25 protein-coding genes are annotated in these 18,945 nt (G+C 38.9%); 5 read left to right on the forward strand and 20 right to left on the reverse strand.

Annotated elements, in window-relative coordinates:
- Positions 1-40: 40 nt before the first annotated feature.
- The 12 genes from nusB to spoIIIAA form a co-directional block, all read right to left on the reverse strand.
- Positions 41-433 carry a transcription antitermination factor NusB gene (nusB, locus tag J1899_RS14855; RefSeq protein ID WP_066443774.1) on the reverse strand — a complete coding sequence of 131 codons (393 nt, stop codon included), beginning with the start codon at positions 431-433 and terminating at the stop codon, positions 41-43.
- Positions 434-629: 196 nt separating this feature from the next.
- Positions 630-1,037, reverse strand: a complete 408-nt coding sequence (locus tag J1899_RS14860) for an Asp23/Gls24 family envelope stress response protein (RefSeq protein WP_066443772.1) — start codon at positions 1,035-1,037, stop codon at positions 630-632.
- Positions 1,038-1,053: 16 nt separating this feature from the next.
- A complete protein-coding gene (gene accC / locus J1899_RS14865) occupies positions 1,054-2,412 on the reverse strand; it encodes an acetyl-CoA carboxylase biotin carboxylase subunit (RefSeq protein ID WP_214478860.1) in 1,359 nt (452 codons plus the stop codon).
- Positions 2,413-2,435: 23 nt separating this feature from the next.
- Positions 2,436-2,939 (reverse strand): acetyl-CoA carboxylase biotin carboxyl carrier protein, encoded by a 504-nt coding sequence (gene accB / locus J1899_RS14870; protein WP_214474932.1) that lies wholly within the window; start codon positions 2,937-2,939, stop codon positions 2,436-2,438.
- A gap of 268 nt (positions 2,940-3,207) precedes the next feature.
- Positions 3,208-3,777, reverse strand: a complete 570-nt coding sequence (locus J1899_RS14875; RefSeq protein WP_066443767.1) for a SpoIIIAH-like family protein — start codon at positions 3,775-3,777, stop codon at positions 3,208-3,210.
- Positions 3,778-3,792: 15 nt separating this feature from the next.
- Positions 3,793-4,449 (reverse strand): stage III sporulation protein AG, encoded by a 657-nt coding sequence (spoIIIAG, locus tag J1899_RS14880; protein ID WP_066443765.1) that lies wholly within the window; start codon positions 4,447-4,449, stop codon positions 3,793-3,795.
- A gap of 6 nt (positions 4,450-4,455) precedes the next feature.
- On the reverse strand, positions 4,456-5,070 hold the full coding sequence (gene spoIIIAF, locus J1899_RS14885) for a stage III sporulation protein AF (protein WP_343216721.1): 615 nt from the start codon (positions 5,068-5,070) through the stop codon (positions 4,456-4,458).
- An 8-nt stretch (positions 5,071-5,078) separates the two neighbouring features.
- Positions 5,079-6,278 carry a stage III sporulation protein AE gene (gene spoIIIAE / locus J1899_RS14890; RefSeq protein WP_066443761.1) on the reverse strand — a complete coding sequence of 400 codons (1,200 nt, stop codon included), beginning with the start codon at positions 6,276-6,278 and terminating at the stop codon, positions 5,079-5,081.
- Positions 6,279-6,338: 60 nt separating this feature from the next.
- A complete protein-coding gene (gene spoIIIAD / locus J1899_RS14895; RefSeq protein ID WP_240056581.1) occupies positions 6,339-6,728 on the reverse strand; it encodes a stage III sporulation protein AD in 390 nt (129 codons plus the stop codon).
- Between the two features lie 14 nt (positions 6,729-6,742).
- Entirely contained in the window at positions 6,743-6,949 is a 207-nt protein-coding gene (gene spoIIIAC / locus J1899_RS14900; RefSeq protein ID WP_009332905.1) for a stage III sporulation protein AC, read from the reverse strand.
- A 56-nt stretch (positions 6,950-7,005) separates the two neighbouring features.
- Positions 7,006-7,521, reverse strand: a complete 516-nt coding sequence (gene spoIIIAB, locus J1899_RS14905; protein WP_066443755.1) for a stage III sporulation protein SpoIIIAB — start codon at positions 7,519-7,521, stop codon at positions 7,006-7,008.
- The gene (gene spoIIIAA / locus J1899_RS14910) at positions 7,515-8,447 is read right to left on the reverse strand and encodes a stage III sporulation protein AA (RefSeq protein ID WP_214474934.1); all 933 of its coding nucleotides are present in this window, start codon (positions 8,445-8,447) and stop codon (positions 7,515-7,517) included. The genes spoIIIAB and spoIIIAA overlap by 7 nt, the downstream gene beginning before the upstream one ends.
- A 280-nt stretch (positions 8,448-8,727) precedes the next feature.
- Here spoIIIAA and J1899_RS14915 point away from each other — a divergent pair, with 280 nt between their 5' ends.
- Complete coding sequence (locus tag J1899_RS14915; RefSeq protein ID WP_214474942.1) at positions 8,728-9,396, forward strand: SIMPL domain-containing protein; 669 nt, start codon at positions 8,728-8,730, stop codon at positions 9,394-9,396.
- Positions 9,397-9,449: 53 nt separating this feature from the next.
- Here J1899_RS14915 and efp read toward each other — a convergent pair whose 3' ends face one another.
- The 4 genes from efp to J1899_RS14935 all read right to left on the reverse strand — a co-directional run bounded on the left by efp (position 9,450) and on the right by J1899_RS14935 (position 12,316).
- On the reverse strand, positions 9,450-10,007 hold the full coding sequence (gene efp / locus J1899_RS14920) for an elongation factor P (RefSeq protein WP_066443744.1): 558 nt from the start codon (positions 10,005-10,007) through the stop codon (positions 9,450-9,452).
- Positions 10,008-10,029: 22 nt separating this feature from the next.
- Complete coding sequence (locus J1899_RS14925; protein ID WP_214474944.1) at positions 10,030-11,091, reverse strand: M24 family metallopeptidase; 1,062 nt, start codon at positions 11,089-11,091, stop codon at positions 10,030-10,032.
- Positions 11,092-11,104: 13 nt separating this feature from the next.
- A complete protein-coding gene (gene aroQ / locus J1899_RS14930; protein ID WP_066443738.1) occupies positions 11,105-11,536 on the reverse strand; it encodes a type II 3-dehydroquinate dehydratase in 432 nt (143 codons plus the stop codon).
- A 255-nt stretch (positions 11,537-11,791) separates the two neighbouring features.
- The gene (locus tag J1899_RS14935) at positions 11,792-12,316 is read right to left on the reverse strand and encodes a YqhR family membrane protein (protein WP_082851650.1); all 525 of its coding nucleotides are present in this window, start codon (positions 12,314-12,316) and stop codon (positions 11,792-11,794) included.
- A 309-nt stretch (positions 12,317-12,625) separates the two neighbouring features.
- Here J1899_RS14935 and J1899_RS14940 point away from each other — a divergent pair, with 309 nt between their 5' ends.
- Positions 12,626-13,012: an SA1362 family protein gene (locus J1899_RS14940; protein ID WP_246586494.1), complete on the forward strand. Its 387-nt coding sequence runs from the start codon at positions 12,626-12,628 to the stop codon at positions 13,010-13,012.
- A 19-nt stretch (positions 13,013-13,031) separates the two neighbouring features.
- Here J1899_RS14940 and J1899_RS14945 read toward each other — a convergent pair whose 3' ends face one another.
- Entirely contained in the window at positions 13,032-13,916 is an 885-nt protein-coding gene (locus tag J1899_RS14945; RefSeq protein ID WP_214474949.1) for a patatin-like phospholipase family protein, read from the reverse strand.
- Positions 13,917-14,111: 195 nt separating this feature from the next.
- Positions 14,112-14,948 (reverse strand): lipoate--protein ligase family protein, encoded by an 837-nt coding sequence (locus J1899_RS14950; protein ID WP_066443723.1) that lies wholly within the window; start codon positions 14,946-14,948, stop codon positions 14,112-14,114.
- A 180-nt stretch (positions 14,949-15,128) separates the two neighbouring features.
- On the opposite strand from J1899_RS14950, the gene J1899_RS14955 reads away from it, so the two are divergent.
- Both J1899_RS14955 and J1899_RS14960 read left to right on the forward strand, forming a co-directional pair.
- Entirely contained in the window at positions 15,129-15,509 is a 381-nt protein-coding gene (locus tag J1899_RS14955; RefSeq protein WP_214474951.1) for a rhodanese-like domain-containing protein, read from the forward strand.
- Between the two features lie 193 nt (positions 15,510-15,702).
- A complete protein-coding gene (locus J1899_RS14960) occupies positions 15,703-16,359 on the forward strand; it encodes a serine/threonine protein kinase (RefSeq protein ID WP_246586495.1) in 657 nt (218 codons plus the stop codon).
- A gap of 115 nt (positions 16,360-16,474) precedes the next feature.
- Here the strand turns inward: J1899_RS14960 and J1899_RS14965 are convergent, their stop codons facing one another.
- Positions 16,475-16,666, reverse strand: a complete 192-nt coding sequence (locus J1899_RS14965) for a hypothetical protein (RefSeq protein WP_214474953.1) — start codon at positions 16,664-16,666, stop codon at positions 16,475-16,477.
- Between the two features lie 152 nt (positions 16,667-16,818).
- The gene (locus J1899_RS14970) at positions 16,819-17,424 is read right to left on the reverse strand and encodes a YdcF family protein (protein WP_214474955.1); all 606 of its coding nucleotides are present in this window, start codon (positions 17,422-17,424) and stop codon (positions 16,819-16,821) included.
- A gap of 279 nt (positions 17,425-17,703) precedes the next feature.
- On the opposite strand from J1899_RS14970, the gene J1899_RS14975 reads away from it, so the two are divergent.
- On the forward strand, positions 17,704-18,813 hold the full coding sequence (locus J1899_RS14975; protein WP_214474957.1) for an acyltransferase: 1,110 nt from the start codon (positions 17,704-17,706) through the stop codon (positions 18,811-18,813).
- Positions 18,814-18,945 lie beyond the last annotated feature (132 nt).

The raw sequence follows: 18,945 nt of genomic DNA on the forward strand, positions 1-18,945 counted from the left end.
TTACATTTTTGGCTGACACCCCCAAACATCAGTATACGTGTCACTGCATATCTGCTTTAACTTTTGATAAGACACCATTAATAAACTTAGGTGATTTGTCATCACCAAATAATTTAGCCACTTCAATGGCTTCATCAAGTACTACATTAACAGGAACCGCTTCTTCCGTATATTTGAATTCAAAAATAGCTATTCTTAAGATGTTGCGATCAACAGTTGCCAGCCTTTCAATCGTCCATTTCTCAAGATGCTTCTGAATCAGCTGATCAATTTCATCACGATGTTTTATAACTCCTTCAACAACCATCGTTAAATATTGATCATGAGGGGCTCCATCAAGTACATGTTCAATTGCTTCGTTTATATCCGTTTCACTAACATCTATTTGAAATAATGCCTGTAAAGCTTTTTCCCTTGCTGTTCTTCTTTTCATTTAATATCATTAACCCCTTTTATTTCACATAATTTACGCGTCATCGAAAAAAACACATAACAAGATAATAGCATATGTCACCATTATGCGCACTTATGTACTTAATTTCTCCATGATTATCATTTTTAGCATAGCGTTATTTCTTTAATAACATAATGAAAGCCAAAGACACTATTGGTCCTTGGCTTTCGGGATCTTACATTTCCTGATCGTATTCCGGCTCTTGCTTTTGGTTTTCGAATAATACACCAACAACGTGAATATTTACTTCACTTGCTTCAAGTGCCGTCATATTCAGGAGGGCTTGCCGAATGTTATCTTGAATCTTTTGAGCGACATTTGGGATGGATATGCCGAACTTCATTAAGCAATAAATATCCACCTTAATGCCAGCTTCAGTCAAATCTACTTTGACACCCTTGCCATGATTTTTCTTGCCCAGTCTTTCAACGACACCAGTTGCAAAGTTGCCGCGCATTTGTGCAACTCCTTCAACCTCTGCTGCTGCAATCCCGGCAATTACTTCAATTACCTCTGGTGCAATTTCTACTTTGCCTAAACCCGTATGCTCTTGATTCATTTCCAGCATTTGATTTTCACTCAATCTAAAGCACCTCCAATTATTCTTTACCACCCATTACATCATAAATGTCCAAGAATTTCGTATTAAAATTTCCTTCCACAAATTGGTCATGATTTAAAAGCTTTAAGTGGAATGGAATGGTTGTGTGAACACCTTCAATAATAAATTCACTCAGTGCTCTTTTCATTCGGGATATTGCCTCTTCTCTAGTATCGCCGTAAGTGATCACTTTTGCAATCATTGAGTCATAAAATGGCGGAATCACATAACCAGGATAAGCAGCGGAATCTACACGAACACCTAAACCGCCTGGAGGAAGATACATATCTATTTTTCCAGCTGAAGGCATAAAGTTCTTTTCCGGATTCTCTGCATTGATTCTGCATTCAATCGACCAGCCGGAATACGTGATATCCTGCTGATTAAATGCCAGTTTTTCTCCAGATGCCACTTTAATTTGCTCTTTAATTAAATCTACACCTGTTACCATTTCAGTTACGGGGTGTTCCACCTGAATACGCGTATTCATTTCCATAAAATAGAATTTTCTATTTTTATAGTCATAAATAAACTCGATTGTTCCCGCTCCAGTATAATTAACTGCCTGTGCAGCTTTAACTGCAGCATTCCCCATCTCTTCACGTGTTTCACCATCTAATGCAGGTGAAGGCGTTTCTTCAAGCAGCTTTTGCAGTCTTCTCTGAATACTGCAATCACGTTCTCCTAAGTGAACCGTATTTCCATGGGAGTCAGCAAGCACCTGGATCTCCACATGACGGAAGTCTTCAATGTATTTCTCGATATAAACGCCAGGATTACCGAAGGCTGTAAGTGCCTCCTGCTGGGTGATCGTAATTCCTTTAATAAGCTCCTGCTCATTTTTAGCGACGCGAATCCCTTTTCCTCCGCCGCCGGCAGTTGCCTTAATAATCACTGGATATTCAATTTGATTAGCCAGCGCTATCGCATCTTCTTCATCTTTAATGATCCCGTTTGATCCAGGAACAATAGGAACTCCAGCTTCTTTCATTGTTTCACGGGCAATATCCTTTGTGCCCATTTTTGAAATGGCTTCTGGTGTCGGTCCTACAAATATAATGTTGCACTCTCTGCAAAGTTCAGCAAAGTCAGCGTTTTCTGCTAAAAATCCATAGCCCGGATGAATTGCGTCACAATCCGTCAGCTTAGCTACACTTATAATATTTGTAAAGTTTAAATAGCTGTCTTTAGACAGTGTTGGTCCAATACAGTACGCTTCATCTGCAAGCTGTACATGCAATGCATTCTTATCTGCCTCTGAATATACAGCAACAGACTCGATGCCCATTTCTCTGCAGGCGCGAATAATCCGAACCGCAATTTCTCCTCTATTTGCAATTAATAACTTTTTAATCATTGTATTCATCCTGTCAGCACCCCTTACTCAGGCTTCACTAAAAATAATGGCTGACCGTATTCTACTAACTGTCCGTCTTTTACAAGAATCTCAACAATTTCACCATTAACTTCTGCTTCAATTTCATTAAATAACTTCATTGCTTCAACGATACATACAATCGTTTCTTTATACACTTTGCTGCCGGCACTTACATATGGACCAGCTTCTGGTGAAGAGGATTGATAGAATGTACCAACCATTGGAGAAACGATTTTATGAAGATTACTTTCATTGCCTGCCTGTGTGTTTTGCTGTTCAGCTTCTTTGGCAGGCTGAGCTTCAACAGCTGCTGCAGGCTGTACAGATGGCTGAGTATGTACTTGCGGCGCTTGCGCAATTGGTTTGAAAGACTTGGCAGACACAATCGTTTCGGATGTATTTTTCTTCATTTTTATTTTGGAGCCTTCATGCTCATATACAAACTCATCAATCGTTGAATCGTCAACAAGCTTAATTAATTCGCGAATTTCTTCTACTTTTAACATTTAATGCACCCCTTGTTCACTTGGCACTTCACTTCAATCAAAAGCTTAAAGAAGAAGTGCATAATTTATGACTAGCTACTATAATCATACGATAAGACCTTATGTTAATTCAACTGTATTATTGTTCTCTTATTATTTTCTCTATTTTCTATCATGATTCCTTTGGTGTTTGTAAATTCCTTAATTTATGGTGAATACGGTTTAAATTTGCCTATTTTCTCTTAAACAAAAAGCAGCTGACGCGACCGCCAGCTGCTTTTAAACCATTTTATTTTACTTGAAACTCAACAGCTACTGCTCCTAGATTTTCAATTTCATTCTTTGCTGCACGGATAATTTCATTTGCCGCTGATTTAGAATGCTCTTCAGCTTTTACAGTGATTCTTACTTCTTCACCCTCAGCACGGACGAGCACGTCTTCATAGTTCATGGATTTGATCAGCATTTCTAATGTGTGTTCTTTGGTGGCAATTTCATTCAATTGCTCAATCTGATCCTTCGCTTCACTGATTTGGGCAGTTGTAGCTTCACTTGAAGCAACTACAGCTGTTAATGCCTCTTTCTCTTTGCTTCTTTGGTCATCTAAGTCCAAACGCAGCTGAACAAACATTTCATCTGATTCTACTGTTGAAACAGTTGCATCTGCATTTTCACCCTGCATCTCAGCTTCTTCTTCGACAGTTCCTGTTTCTTCTGCATTTTCTTCAGCATTTTCTGATTCCTCAATTCCTGCTAAATCCTGGCTGCCTTGTTCTGGAGACGTAATGTAATACACCGATAATACCACCACTAAACTTAACATTGTTAATAACCAAACCGTTTGTTTTTTTAATAACATCTATGATTCCTCCTCTTATTTTTTAGGCATTACAGATACTCTATGGCTAGGCACATCAAGTGCTCTTGTTACTGCTTCGATAATCATTTTTTTCACTTGGATGTTTTCGGCTCCTTTGGCAACGATTAGGACCCCTCTGATGGCTGGTTTCTTCGTTTCTATCACAATAGGAACCTCTTTTTCTCCTTCACGGATGATGACGAGCTGTTCTTCCTTAGAAGTATCTTCAACAACCCTCTTTCCGCCTTCGCGATCCGTTTCGTCTGTTGTTTGAGTCTGGCTTGTTCTATTTTTTTCAAGCACTTTTTTCTCTGTTGCATCCACATTGACGACAACTGCTACATCGTCAACCCCTGCAATGGTGTCGAGCGCTTCTTTTATTTGTGATTCATACATCTTTTCATAGTCCGTTATAGCACCTGTACTTTCTCCCTGCTTCTGGCCAAATGTGGCTACATCTTCTTTGCTGCTATCTTCTTCACTGTTATTAAACACCGGAAGCTCTGAGGTCGACTCTTCCTCACTGAAAAACATATTGCTTACCAGCATGATGGCTGCTCCAAAAAGGAGAACAAGCAGTAGATAATGGTATTTTCCAGGCTTTTTATCAGGCTGATTTTCCTTTGAGAGCCATTTTTTCAACAACGATATGGGCCCTTTATCTTTGTCCATTGCTGTTTATGCCCCCCCTTCCACCAATACTTCGATTATTTTTCCATCTACATCCCATGATTCGGAGAGGAGTGAGGCAATACGATCAGAGTTATGATCCTCCGAACGTGAAGGCAGTGGTTTTCCGGTATTGATATCAACCGGTTCTACCGCTTCAACTGCTTCGCTTTCCTCTTGTGCCTGCTCCAGCTGCACAATCAGCTGCTGCAGGACAGGAATGTCGTTTTCATCCTTTTCATCAGATATTATTTCGATATGAGCGATTTGCAGCCCGTATTGTGCCATCAACTCCTCCTCTGCGTCCATTTTCAGTTGGACAGCCATGTTTTCTAAAATATATGCATCATGTGAGGCTTGTATTTCTTTTTTTTTCATTTCTATCGAATTTTCCATATTATTTTCATTTACAGCCTGAAAGGAGGGCACATCAGCAAATGCCTGCTCAAAATCCTTTGATATAAATTGCAGGATTGGAGTAAGGATTATCGCAATTAATAGCAGTCCGGTGACCATCTTCGTATATTTCTGCAGCTTTGTATTCGGCAGCAGCATATCTATGACTGTTGCAATGAGAATAAATAGGATAATATTTGTAATCCACTCTTTAATAAAGTCCATCATCTGCCTCCTTACCGGATCATCATCGTTAAATTTCCTGCGGCAATGATAACGGTTAAACTAAGGAAAAACATTAAAGAAACAACCGCCAATGCTGCAAACACATAAATGACACTTTTGCTGATAATATCCAGACAAGTGATGATTGGCCCACCGCCAAGGGGCTGGAGAATGGCTGCAGCAAATTTATAAATGAAGGCGATCATTAAAATTTTGATTGCCGGAAATGCTGCAATAATAATTAAAATCGCTACTCCTGCGATGCCGACTGTATTTTTCAAAAGAACCGAAGCACTAATCACTGTATCTGTTGCATCTGTAAACATCCGACCAATAACCGGGATAAAGTTTCCAGTGATAAACTTGGCCGTTTTGATCGTAATGCCATCTGTTACTGCTGAAGATGCACCCTGCACAGAAATAACACCTAAGAAAACCGTTAAAAACAGACCGAGCAGACCAATGCTCCAATTACGCAATAAATTAGCCAGCTGTGTTACTTTATATTGATTAGATAAAGCACTGACAATACTTAATATTGCTGATAATAACAACAGCGGCAAAATCACATACTGTATAAGCAATCCGCTGATATTCATTAGAAAGAGAATAACGGGATGAAAAAATGCTGCTGATACAATTCCTCCCGATGTAGCAATCAATGCCAAAAGCAAGGGAATCAGTGCCATGATAAATGAAATCATTGTGCTAATGGCATCTTCTGTGTATTGCATGGCAACATGAAAGCTGTTTAACGCAATAATCATCAGAACCATGAACACGATCGCATAAGCAACCTTGCTGATCGTACTTTGTTCAAAAGCGTTCTGCAGAGATTGCAGAAACATGCTAAAAACCGTTAAAAGGATTAAAGTTCCGAGCAGCTTTCCATTCACAATTAATTCATGAAAAGCAAACTTTAGAGCCCCTTTAGCCCATTCCTGAAAGGAAAACTGCTTGTCCCCTTTAATAAATTCATACAAACTGCCTTTTTGACTCTCTGGCAGAAAGCCTCCGTATGTGGTGCTGATCTCTTCCCAGAATGTCTTTAATTCATCAAGATTCAAAGATTCTATTTGGCTATCAAGCAAGTCTTCAGCATGAATGGCTGCTTCGGCATGATCTGTCTGCGGGGAGGCTTGTACACTCGGAATGAATAGGAAAAAAGCAAAAATACTTAACATCAGCACGTTCCGGATATAGTGCTTCATATGGACACCTCTTTAAAGGAATTACGACTATTGCTGCGTCTATTGGTGCAGTGCTTCAAACTAATTAGGGATCATCTGAACAATTGTTTCGATTAAAACGGTTAAAATCGGAATTGCCATGGCTAATATTAATATTTTCCCTGCCAGTTCAATTTTGCTGGCGATCGCTCCCTGGCCGGCATCCTTTGTCATTTGTGAAGCAAACTCTGCAATATAAGCAATGCCGATGATCTTTAAAATCGTTTCCAAGTAAACCATATTAACGTTTGCATTCACAGCAATCTTTTCAATCATCATGATGATGGCATGTACTTGGTCGATTAAAAATAAAAAAATGGCGCAGCCGGCAAACATAACGATAAAAAAAGCAAAATTGGGCTTTTGCTCTTTAACAACCAGAACTAAAAACGTTGCAACAAGACCGAGACCGACTATTTGAAGAATTTCAATGGCAGCCGCCTCCCTTAGCCCTGGAATAGAAAGACCGATTTAATTTTTTGAAATAGGTTATCGACAATCGAGGCAACCATAAACAAAATATAGATAAAACCAAATAATGTAACCCACTGGGCATATTCCTTTTTGCCAACTTGATCAAGAATGGTATGAAGAAAGGCAACGACAATTCCTACACCAGCAATTTTAAAAATAATATCAACTTCCAAGCCCATTATTTACTCCTCCTAAGCTCTCGCCCTCTTGGTTCATGTAGATGATTTGAAGAATTTTATATTAATAAGATGATAATGAGCAGACCAGAAAGAAATCCAAAGCTTTTGGCCATTCTTTCATATTTCGCCTGTTTTTCATGTGCATCATTGACTTCTCTTTCCAAATGAGCAAGCGCAAGCATGATCTGCTTTTGCTGAGAAATCCGATCATGTCTGCCCAGCGTTTCACCAAACTGTTTCATAATCTCAAATTCCCCTTGCTTTAATGCTGTCTTGCTCCAAATCTCTTTTAAGCTATCCTCCCACGCGTCTCTAACCGTCGTCTCTGTCTCTGTTAACCTATTAGAAAATGACGAGAAAAATGAAGCCAATGGATTAGATAGCTGAGCAGATAGCCTTCTTGCCGCTTCATGCAAAGGCGTATGGCCATACATGATCTCTGCATCCAGCGACTGCAAAGCTGATTTCAGCTGTCTCAGCTGCCGTGGCCTTTCACTAAGATGCCTTGAGGCTTCAAAGCCGATCCATGAGGTAGCAAGTATGATTAAAATGGCACCGATGACCTTTACCATTTTGCCATCGCCAGCTTTTCAGATGTCACAAGCAGACCTTGTCCATCTCTAATTGCCTTAATGCCGCCCGGTCCATGCTTCCGATCCAGTTCAATAAATCGCTCAAATATGCCTGCTTCTATGATCGGGGCTAAGGTAGGACGCTGCCTGATTTCTTTATAGGAGGTGCCATGTGTAGTCATAATCAACTTAATTCCAGCATTTACAGCTTCCATGATCGCTTCTTTATCTTCATGAGATCCTATTTCATCCACGATTAATACGTCTGGGCTCATGGACCGGATCATCATCATCATACCCTCGGCCTTTGGACAGCCATCGAGAACATCAAGACGGTGTCCAAAGGTCATTTCTGGAATACCATTTACACTCCCGGCAATCTCAGATCTCTCATCAACGATCCCCACTTTTTGAGCCTGAAACCGCCCAGAAGGATCTCCACTTGAAATGATCCTTGCAATATCACGGAGCAGGGTTGTTTTTCCGGTTTGCGGCGGACCGATGATCATTGAATGCTGCCAGCACCCGTTATAAATAAAAGGAATTAATTTTTCTGCTATGCCAAGCTGTTCTTTGGCAATCCGAATATTGAAAGAGGAAATATCTCTTATGGCTTTCACCTTCCCTCCTTCAAGAATGACCTTTCCGGCTAGACCAATGCGATGACCGCCTTCGATCGTAATAAAACCTCTCTTCAACTCTTCTTCTAATGTGTAGATCGAATGGTGACTGATTTTATTTAAAAGCTGAACAGCATCATCATGTGTAGCAATATAGGGCAAGAAGCTTGTCTCACCTTTCCAAGTCAATTCCAGCGGTCGATGAATGCGAACGCGTATTTCTTCAAGCTGTGATAGATGGTCTGGAGGAATATGTCTGCAATGATCTGAAATATTATTTGGCAAATAGGCTAGAATGTTTTCCAAAACGCAATGCCTCCCTTTAAAAATTCAACAGCTATTGGACTAGCTTTCATTACTTAAAATGTATGCTGGGGAATGGACTTTATGACCTTGTTTGAATTTTTTTAGGTGGATATTAAGGATAGGCGGTGTTGATGCATTTTTAAACGTAGCAATCCTTCTTATGAGAAGGGGTGTGACTGAAGGCAGAGGAAATTAGAAGATATTCATTAAAGGAAAACAAAGACATCTACCTGAATAAAATAGATAAGACCAACAATACATCACAAGTGGAGGAGAGAGAATGGTATACGGACAATCATTTTATCGGGAAACTGGACATTCTGCTTCAAAGAAACGAATAACGGTTGTCGGCGTGGGAGAATGGAAAATACAGCCGACCGAGGCACAAATCCAGCTGGGCGTGAGGGAGGAACAGAAGACACTAAATGAGGCTCAAGCGATCAGCACATCTACGATGACAAGAATTATACAAGGACTAAAAGAACAAGGTATTCCTGAGGAACAAATTCAAACGGCAAGTTATCAAGTGTTCCCTGTTTATGACTATGATGAAGGCACACAAGTTCTGCGGGGCTATCAAGTTGAACATCTTCTGCAGATTACAGTAAAGGAATTAGAAAAAACTGGAGAAATTGTTGATACAGCTGTACAGAACGGTGCAAATATAGTGAACAGCATTCAGTTTACTTCTTCACTTCCAAATACCTATAAGCAGCAAGCACTTTCCATTGCCGTATTTAATGCTGTTGAGAAAGCAGAAGCTATTGCCAGGAGCATGGGTGTTCAATTGAATCAAACACCGCTGCGTGTCTCAGAACAATTACAAACTGATGGAATAGCCCCTTTCAGCAGTACGACTCTAATGGCTAAAGCAGAAGCAGTTCCAATTCAGCCGGGAGAAATAACAATAAAAAGCAGGATCATCGCAGAGTTTTCTTATTATTCATAAACAGAAAATCCCGAGGGGCAATAACCCTCGGGATTTTTGTCTGATGCTATTGATTATGCACGAGAAACGTAAGAACTATCAGTTGTATTAATGATCAGTTTGTCGCCTTCGTTAATGAAGAATGGCACTTGAACACTTAAACCAGTCTCCATAATTGCTGGCTTTGTACCGCCTGAAGCAGTATCCCCTTTGATGCCCGGCTCTGTTTCAGTTACAACAAGTTCCACTGTATTTGGCAGTTCAATTCCAAGAGATTCGCCTTGGAACATCATAATATGAATTTCCATGTTCTCTTTCAAAAACTTCAATTCGTACTCAATTGAAGTTGCAGGAAGTTCGAGCTGCTCATATGATTCATTGTCCATGAATACATGCTGATCACCGTTTGCATATAAATATTGCATTTTACGGTTATCAATTTGCGCTTTTGCTACTTTTTCTCCACCACGGAATGTTTTTTCCTGGATTGCACCTGTACGCAGGTTTCTAAGCTTTGAACGAACAAAAGCAGCACCTTTCCCTGGCTTAACATGCTGGAAATCCAGTACGCGCCAAATGCCGTTATCTACTTCAATTGTCAATCCTGTACGAAAGTCATTTACTGAAATCATGCAAAAAATCCTCCAATTTTCATTACAAAATAATTAAATCTTTTTTAGAATGAGTAAGCGATTCATTATGATCAGCTGTAATAATCGTATCATCTTCAATACGAACGCCGCCTACGCCTGGAATGTAAATTCCTGGTTCTACTGTTACAACCATGCCCGGCTCTAGAACTACTTCTGATTTACTGGAAAGTCCTGGGCCTTCATGCACTTCAAGACCGATCCCATGACCTGTTGAATGTCCAAAGTATTCGCCAAAGCCTTTTTCAGTAATATGATCACGAGTTAAGGCATCAACTTGTTTTCCAGTAAGACCTGGCTTAATTCCATTCATTCCTTTTAATTGTGCTTCTAAAACCACGTTATAGATTTCAGCAAGCTGATCTGACGGCTGTCCAACAGCAACGGTACGAGTGATATCTGAAATATAGCCGTTATACAGTGCACCGAAATCCATTGTGACAAAATCACCAGTTTCAATGACTTTATCACTTGCCACACCGTGCGGATAAGCTGAACGGTATCCTGAAGCAACAATAATATCAAAAGAAGAAGAAGTAGCACCAGCTTTTCTCATAAAGAATTCCAGCTCATTCGAAACCTCAATTTCCGTTTTGCCTGGCTTAATGAAGTTTAATATATGCGAAAAAGCATCATCCGCGATCTTCGCAGCTTCCTTTAATATCTTAATCTCAGATGCATCCTTAATCAAGCGCAACTTTTCAATAACACCTGAAATCGGTACAAGTTCGGCTGAAACAGCTTTTTCATACGTTTTAAAACTAGCAAATGAAACATAGTCCTGTTCAAATCCAAGCTTTGTTATGCCCAGCTCTTTCACCTGTTCCTCTACTTCAGCAGGGATCACGCCAGTATGCTGAACAATTTCATAGCCTTCGCATTGCTTGCCTGCTTGTTCAACATAACGAAAATCAGTGATAAAAAGTGATTTTTCTTCACTTATTAAAACCACACCAGCACTGCCAGTAAAACCTGACATGTAACGGCGATTATACGAACTCGTAATCAGCATCCCATCAATGCCTAATTCACTAAACTTTGAACGCAATTTTTCAATTTTCCCCATGTTTCTCTCTCCTTTATAAATCCAATAATGCAAGAAGCGCCAGCTCATAGCCTTTTATCCCTAAGCCAGCAATCTGTCCCTTACTTACAGGTGCAAGCACGGACGTATGGCGAAAAGATTCTCTTGCATGGATATTTGATATATGTACTTCGATAACAGGAACTTGTATTCCTGCAATAGCATCCCTAAGGGCATAGCTATAATGTGTATAAGCACCAGGGTTAAAAATAATGCCTGTACACTCAGAGGCGTTTGCTTCCTGCAGCTTATCAATTAAAGCTCCCTCATGATTGGACTGAAATGCAGAAAGCTCGGCTCCATGCTTTGCTGCAGCTTCTTTCATTTGCTCTTCGATCTGCAAAAGAGTGACAGCACCATAAATACCAGGTTCTCTTTTCCCGAGCATATTCAGATTCGGTCCATTCAGCAACAGAATTTTTTTCATTCCCCACACCTCTGCCATACAATTTATACAACACTCTTATTTTATCACAATTATGGCAATTGAATAAAAAAGAAAGTTTGAGACACGAAAGAATGTTCAAAACAGCTATGAATTATTAGAAAGACTACCAGTTGGCATTAGACGGAAACTGAAAAATTACAGCAATAGCTCCAGATTTAAAACGTGCTTATCATTTAGATCTGACCTGTCCTGAAACGATTTTCAGAACAGGTTTTTCTCTGCTTCCAAAGACCTTTAACCACGCGCATCTGCTTCTTCTGCCTTTTGTTCCATTTTCTTTAGCTCGCTATTTTCATAAGAAATTGAATAACCAACAAACACTCCATATAAAATGTATAAACAGCCTGAAGTTATAATTGTATTCCTTTCCAGCTCCCCGAACGGAGGAATCCCTGGAAAAATTGGATTTAACACCAAAAATACTAATAAAAATAAGACAATTCCGTACCCCATTCCGATCCAGATACTGTAGAATCTTCTTAATAGAACATAATAAATGAGAGCAGCTACAATGGAGATCGCTCCCATCATTAAAATAGAGATGACGATTCCCAGCCAGCCGTCTTTCCAATCTCCAATTGTCCATGGCTCTAATATTGTATTTGCAGGTATCTCTGTAAAATTAAAAACATGTGCAATATAACCTACACCACTCCAGAGTATCCCGCCTATCAGGCCAGTTAAAACCGTCATCATTAAAATTGACATCGGCTTTTCTTTTTGATTTTGCTCCAGTTTTTTGTTATCTTTATCAGCCAAAATAAACACCTCCACACCTAGTATGCCCCGCTGCAATTATTCCTTTGCATGCTCAATAGAATTTAATAAGGCATGTGTTTGGTGTGCATGATGATCGGATGACATGAAACGAGCATTAAACCTCTTTTCTTAAACATATTTTTATTTCTTCTAAAGGTTTTGACGCAGGAAAAGAGAATTTATTATAATAACGAATACAACCTTCATTTTTATCGTTTAAAAATGTCTTTTATGGAAAAAATATATAGAAGTATATCGTGCCAAAAATTGTTATGCAAAATAATTTTTGAATAGCAAGTACCTAAGGAGGTGGCATTCTTGAAGAATCGAGTTTCATTTTACGTTGTTGCAGCACTCATTGTATTGGGGGTATTGGGAATTGCCGTCAGTGTATTCTCTGATCCAGCTGGCGTTTTGCGCACAGTCGCCATATCTGCGATTGTCATCGCAATAGTCTATTTTCTGATTACGCGTGTAACCTCCAGTAACTCTGGCAATAAGGAAAACCGTGCGTTTAAACAAGCTGCCAGAAAATCAAAAAAACGGTTTATGAAAAAGGACGCGACTTCAAGTGCAAGCCGCAAAACAAAAACTGCTTCCCTAACCTCTATCAAAAAACCAAAGAAAAAATCATCTGTACAGCTCACTGTTATAGAAGGAAAAAAAAGCAAAAGAAAAAATCGGGCATCTTTATAAAGAAGCCCGTTTTTATGTTTTAATAACTCCACTTTGAAAAAAACTGCTGAGCACACTGTCTACCCAGTTCAAGCAGATCATTTCTTCTTTCCTCTGTCAATTCGAATTCCGTTGCCAGTACGCCATCTGTCGGTATAAAAATAATATTTTGCGCATGTTTCCTGGAGATATAACGAGCATCATGTGCATCCTTCATCGTTTCAAACAATGCTTCATACAACTTAAAAGCATTATTAATTTTCTTAGGCTCACGCTCATTTAAATTATGGCTTAACTTAACGCCAAGTACCGGCCGCACTTTCTTAACATTTTCTTTATCAAAAAGCCACATTGGAAAATTGCTTAATACACCGCCATCTACCATCAGACTTGTTTGATTCTGGGCATGCAATTTAACAGGTTCAAAAAAATAAGGAAGACTGCAGCTCATTCGGATTGCTTTTGCAACAGAAAATGACCCTGGATCGATCCCATAATTCGGGAGATCATCTGGCAAAACAACAAGTCTGCCGTTCGTTAAATCAGACGCAACCACCCGAAGAGCCTGTGGCGGCAAGTCAGAGAACGTCTTAATTCCTCTGATTGCCAACTTTTCTGCCATCCACTTTTCAAGCTCTGCTCCTTTGTAAAGCCCCAATCTCCAATACAAAAAAATCCACTTTGTCACCGCAAACGGAATAAGTGCCTTCCGATCATCCATAAATGTCTTAACATCCAGTTCCTTCATTAATTCAGCGATTTCATCACTTGTATATTGAGCTGCAATTAAAGCCGCCACGATTGAGCCGGCACTTGTTCCAGCTACCCTTTTAAAACGGAAGCCCCGCTTCTCCACTACCTCATAAGCACCAACTAACGCAAAACCTTTAATGCCTCCCCCTGAAAACACGCCATCAATAAACATGTTTGCCACCCCCTGCGCAGAACTCGCCTATTACATCTTTAAGCAGAGGTCATGGAAAATAGTACGATTTTATTTAATCAGCATTAGAGTGATATTTAAATTAAAAATATAAATTGGTTCAGTGGCTTAAGTGAGGAAATCCTAAAGAAAAAGAGAGGCTGGAACATGATCCTCCAGCCTCTCTCGGTTGCTATATTATCTTTTAAAGTTCCACTCATCGCTTTCATATCGTTCTTTTGCAATTTTGTGGACGTATGCCAATTCTTCTTCTGTTAGCTCATAAGGCTCAAGTTCAATATCCAGGCCTTCCTCAAAACCTGCTTTGAATGCTTTTTTCGCCATTTCAATGGTTACGTTCTCTTTAGCAATTTCATTGATTGCTACTGCTTTGCTTTTGAATGCTTTTTGCATTCTTTCTTTTACGCGCTCATTGGGATATTTAAATAAGCTAAAGAGTTTATCTTCATCAAGGTCAAGCAAAATCGAGCCATGCTGGAGGATGACCCCTTTCTGTCTCGTTTGTGCACTTCCAGCTACCTTACGTCCTTCTACAACTAGCTCATACCAGCTTGGTGCATCAAAACATACAGCAGAACGGGGGTTTTTTAATGATTCGCGGTCTGCTTCTGTTTTTGGAACGGCAAAATAAGCATCCATCCCAAGATTGTGGAATCCTTTTAAAATTCCTTCTGAAATAACACGGTAAGCTTCTGTAACTGTTTTTGGCATATCAGGATGTTCCTCTGAAACAATAACACTATATGTAAGTTCATGCTCGTGCAAGACACCTCTGCCACCAGTTGGGCGACGCACAAAACCAAGCCCATGCTGTTTGACCATGTCCATATTTATTTCCTTCTCGACTTTTTGAAAATAACCAATCGATAAAGTCGCTGGTTCCCAGCCATAAAAACGGATAACCGGCGGGATTTTCCCTTCGCTGTTCCAATCAAGAAGCGCTTCATCAAGCGCCATATTAAATGCTGCTGAATGATTTCCTGAATCGATAAACCGCCATACTTCCTTTGCCATTTTAAACCCTCTTTTACGAATTGTTATTTACTTGCTGTCAAACCAAAGTTTAGCAAACTTCCATTTAGAAAAAAAGCAATTGAGTTTCAGATAAAAATTTATCTGTTTTTCTTTACTCATATAGTGATGCCTTATATAATTATACTTGTCTTATCATATGTGTGAAAGGAGAAAGACACATTGGATATCCTTTATTTCTTTTTGATTATGCTTGGTGCGATTGTTGTTTATTCTGTCGTTAACTGGCTAATTCAGAAGAGAATCGTTAAAACACTTACAGAGGAAGAATTCCGGGAAGGCTACCGCAAGGCACAGCTGATTGATGTCCGCGAGCCAAACGAATACGAAGCTGGACATATTCTCGGTGCAAGAAACATCCCATTATCACAGCTTAAAACGAGACTTCAGGAACTGCGTCCTGACAAGCCTGTTTATTTATATTGCCAAAGCGGCATGAGAAGCGGCAGAGCGGCTCAACTTTTAAACAGAAAAGGCTACAAAAACCTTAGTCATCTGCAGGGCGGTTTCAAAAAATGGAGCGGCAAGGTTAAGAAAAAATAAACTCGTGCATATTGCACTTATACTTCATATTTGAAATTTTGTTTGTCAGGAATTTTATTTTTTGAAAGTATAAAACAGCAAGAGGCTGCCTTTTCTGTGAAGGAGCCTCTTTTGCATTTATTTTTTAAAACAGTGATATTGTAATTTCCTCTTCTGAACAAGAACCGAAAACAATCCTAAAGGGGATACTATTGTGCGTTTTATTCGAAAAATCCATCAATTTTTTACCGATAAACCAATTCACAAAGGAACCGTGCTAAACCAGCACTATGAAATATTGAATATAATAGGTGCAGGCAGTTATGGACTTGTGTACTTATGCAATGACCGATTAACACACGAGAAAAAAGTGGTTAAACAGCTGCGTCCAAGTAAATATCAGAACAAAAAGGAAGTAGAACTATTTAAAAATGAGGTTTCTATTTTAGGCCGTCTCGACCATCCTTATATCCCAAAGGTTTATGATACGTTTGCAAGTAATGGCTCTCTGTTTTACGTTATGAACTTAATTGAAGGAGATAATTTAGAGGATCTCATATTTAGGAAAAAAATGACCTTCAATGAAAAAGAATCCCTGCTGGTTCTTAATCATCTGCTTCATTTCATAAACTATCTTCATGAAAAAAACATTTACCATCAAGATATACGGATCCCCAATATCATTCACAACAAAGAGGAGTATTATTTAATCGATTTAGGATTAGCACAGTCACCCAAAAATCACGATGACATGCTGGAAATGAAACTGCAGGATTATTATGATTTAGGAGAAATCCTATTATATTTACTTTATACCACTTACACATCTAAACAAAAAAAGCTCTTCCATGGACAGAAGAACTTTCAATAAAATCGGAAACAACTCTCTTGTTGAAGAGGCTTTTGCAAATTCAGGACCCATACGGAAACATTGCTGAAATCTCTGCCGATCTTCAATTAGCATTAGAAGCACAGACGCCTCCCGATTAACTGCTGCTTCTGCCTTTCCGTTTATAATATTTGCTTCCGCCCAGCGGATTGCGTTTGTAGCCACGGCTGCTGCTGCTTCCCCGGCCAAAGTATTTCCGGTCACTGCTGCTGGAGCGGCGATAATGGCGTCTGCGGTCACTGCTGTCACGGGACATCTTTGTAATCTGCTTTAATATTTTTTTAAACATAAGTACCCTCCTCTTCTGATTGAATGCAGTCTTTGTGTTTTTTCATATTTTATTAGCGGTATACATAGTTAGTCTAAAGTCACTTTATGATATTAGGCAAGTTTTAAGTAGATATACAAGCTCAACTCTTCATTTGTGTTGATCAGTACAGTTCACATATCGATCTCCTGATCACACAACGCCCCTTGTTTTACATATTGAATAATCTTTATACATTCGCTCTTCACACGCTGTCTGCCAATATCACTAAGGAACCAGTTATCTTCCCTTGTATTCTGATCTTCAGCAAAGCACAGGGTGTATTCGATCCAGCTAGGCATATACGTTTTTAACGTTAGATGCAGCCGTCTCATATGCCAAGAAGCTGTGACAACCAGCAGCCGCTTCATTTTATACAGATGAAATTCTCTATTTAATAAAAGAAGTGAGGCAAGAACATTCTCTAATGTATGTACGGACACGTCTTCTACTAAAATATCTTTTTCTGGTATCCCTAATTTAATGGCTTCTTTTTTTAGCATTACTGCTTCTGAATCACTGTTTCCATTCCACTTTACTCCTCCTGCAAAAAGTAATTTATTCGCCCGGCCGGCACGATATAAGTCAACAGCTTTTGGCAGACGATACTGAATTGCCTTGCTGCTGCCTGCTACAAATATACAATCTCCATTTTTCTGATCATCTTCAATACCCGAAAATAACAATTTGGACATTTGAAAATCTGTCAGCTTTTCAGCATCTAATTCGGAAATGAGCATTTGCCACCTCTATTTTTTATAAATTAACATATTTAGTAATTTCAACAATTTTGGCTGTAATCCTTCATTCATCTTTTGACCGCCACTGTAATTATGGATTGGCGAGCAGCTGTATTATACTATTCCCTGTGCCCTAAGCTTTTACTGTTAAAATTCAGGTTGGATATCATTTCCTTTTCAAATAATAGCATTTATAGCCAGACTAGTAGTATACTAATACTTTAAATTAATGGGTATGCTTACTTATAACTAACAAACTATATAAAAAGGGGCATGGTTATGAAGAAAGAGATTTTATCCGTGTACTATCTAAGAGTATTCGCTATGCTTTTTGTGGTATTTGTTCACACTACTGCTCAATATCGGCACTTATTTACAGTAGATTCGATCCAGCATCAGTTTTATCATTTTATGAATAACTTTGTTCGTGTTGAAGTTGGAATTTTTATTATGCTGGTTGGGATTGTTTTTTTCTATATTTATAGAAACAAATCATTTACCCCACAGGAACTTTATAAGTATGGGAAGAAACGTGTCGTCTTTATATTGGTGCCATATATCATTTGGTCCCTTATTTACGAGATGGAGCAAATATATTTGGGCACAAGGGTTTTTGGTATTAATAATATATGGGAGAATATTTTAACCGGGGGCAGCAAGTATCAACTGCATTTTATTTATTTAGTCGTTCAATTTTATTTACTGCTTCCCTTTATGATCATGATTGTGAAAAGATCTCATCTGCTAAAAAAATACCTTTGGCTCATTGGGATTATTCTCGAATTCTTTTTCTTTATGATGAGGATGAATTATGGCTGGGATAATTTCCGTTTTGTTAATTCGTTGGGTGCATTTTTACTTGGGGGCTGGATTGGTCTTCATTATGACGAAATAAAGGCTAAAGTGACAAATAAGAAAATGTGGACCTTCGCGGTTCTATTTTTAGCATGTAGCATATCAGTCATATACATTCGTTACCAAAATTCGTTCATTGAACAGATTGCCATTCCTGATAGTGTCTATAAATTACTTGTTATGGGTTTTTATGTTGGAGGAAGCTTCTTTTTCTTTTACATGTCAGAACGATTCAGTACAGCATTTAGTGAGACCACGACAAAAAGATTTAAAAATGTAGCATCATATTCATTTGGTTTTTACCTGCTTCATCCACTTGTGTTATATCAAGTAATGAATTTTCTCCCAACTAGGGGAACGGGCCTATCTTTTCATATCATGATTCCATTACAATATGCCATTACCGTTATTTTGTGTTACTTAATCATCTTGTTTGTTCATTCATATGTTCCTTTTGCAAACTTCTTATTTGGAAAGCTGCCCCAAAAACAAAAACCAGTTTGGAAAATTAAAACGAAGGAACCAGTAAGTTAATCGTTTTTAGTAAGAATTGATACAGTTCTCTTCTATCCTGTAAAGCCCTGCTGAATCTAACCTCTGCAGGGCTTTTTTATATTCAAATTCAACAAACAGCTTGTTACATAAGGATTTCAGCAAAGAAAAATT

It is taken from the genome of Cytobacillus gottheilii (assembly GCF_018582665.1).
GTDB lineage: Bacteria > Bacillota > Bacilli > Bacillales > Cytobacillaceae > Cytobacillus > Cytobacillus gottheilii.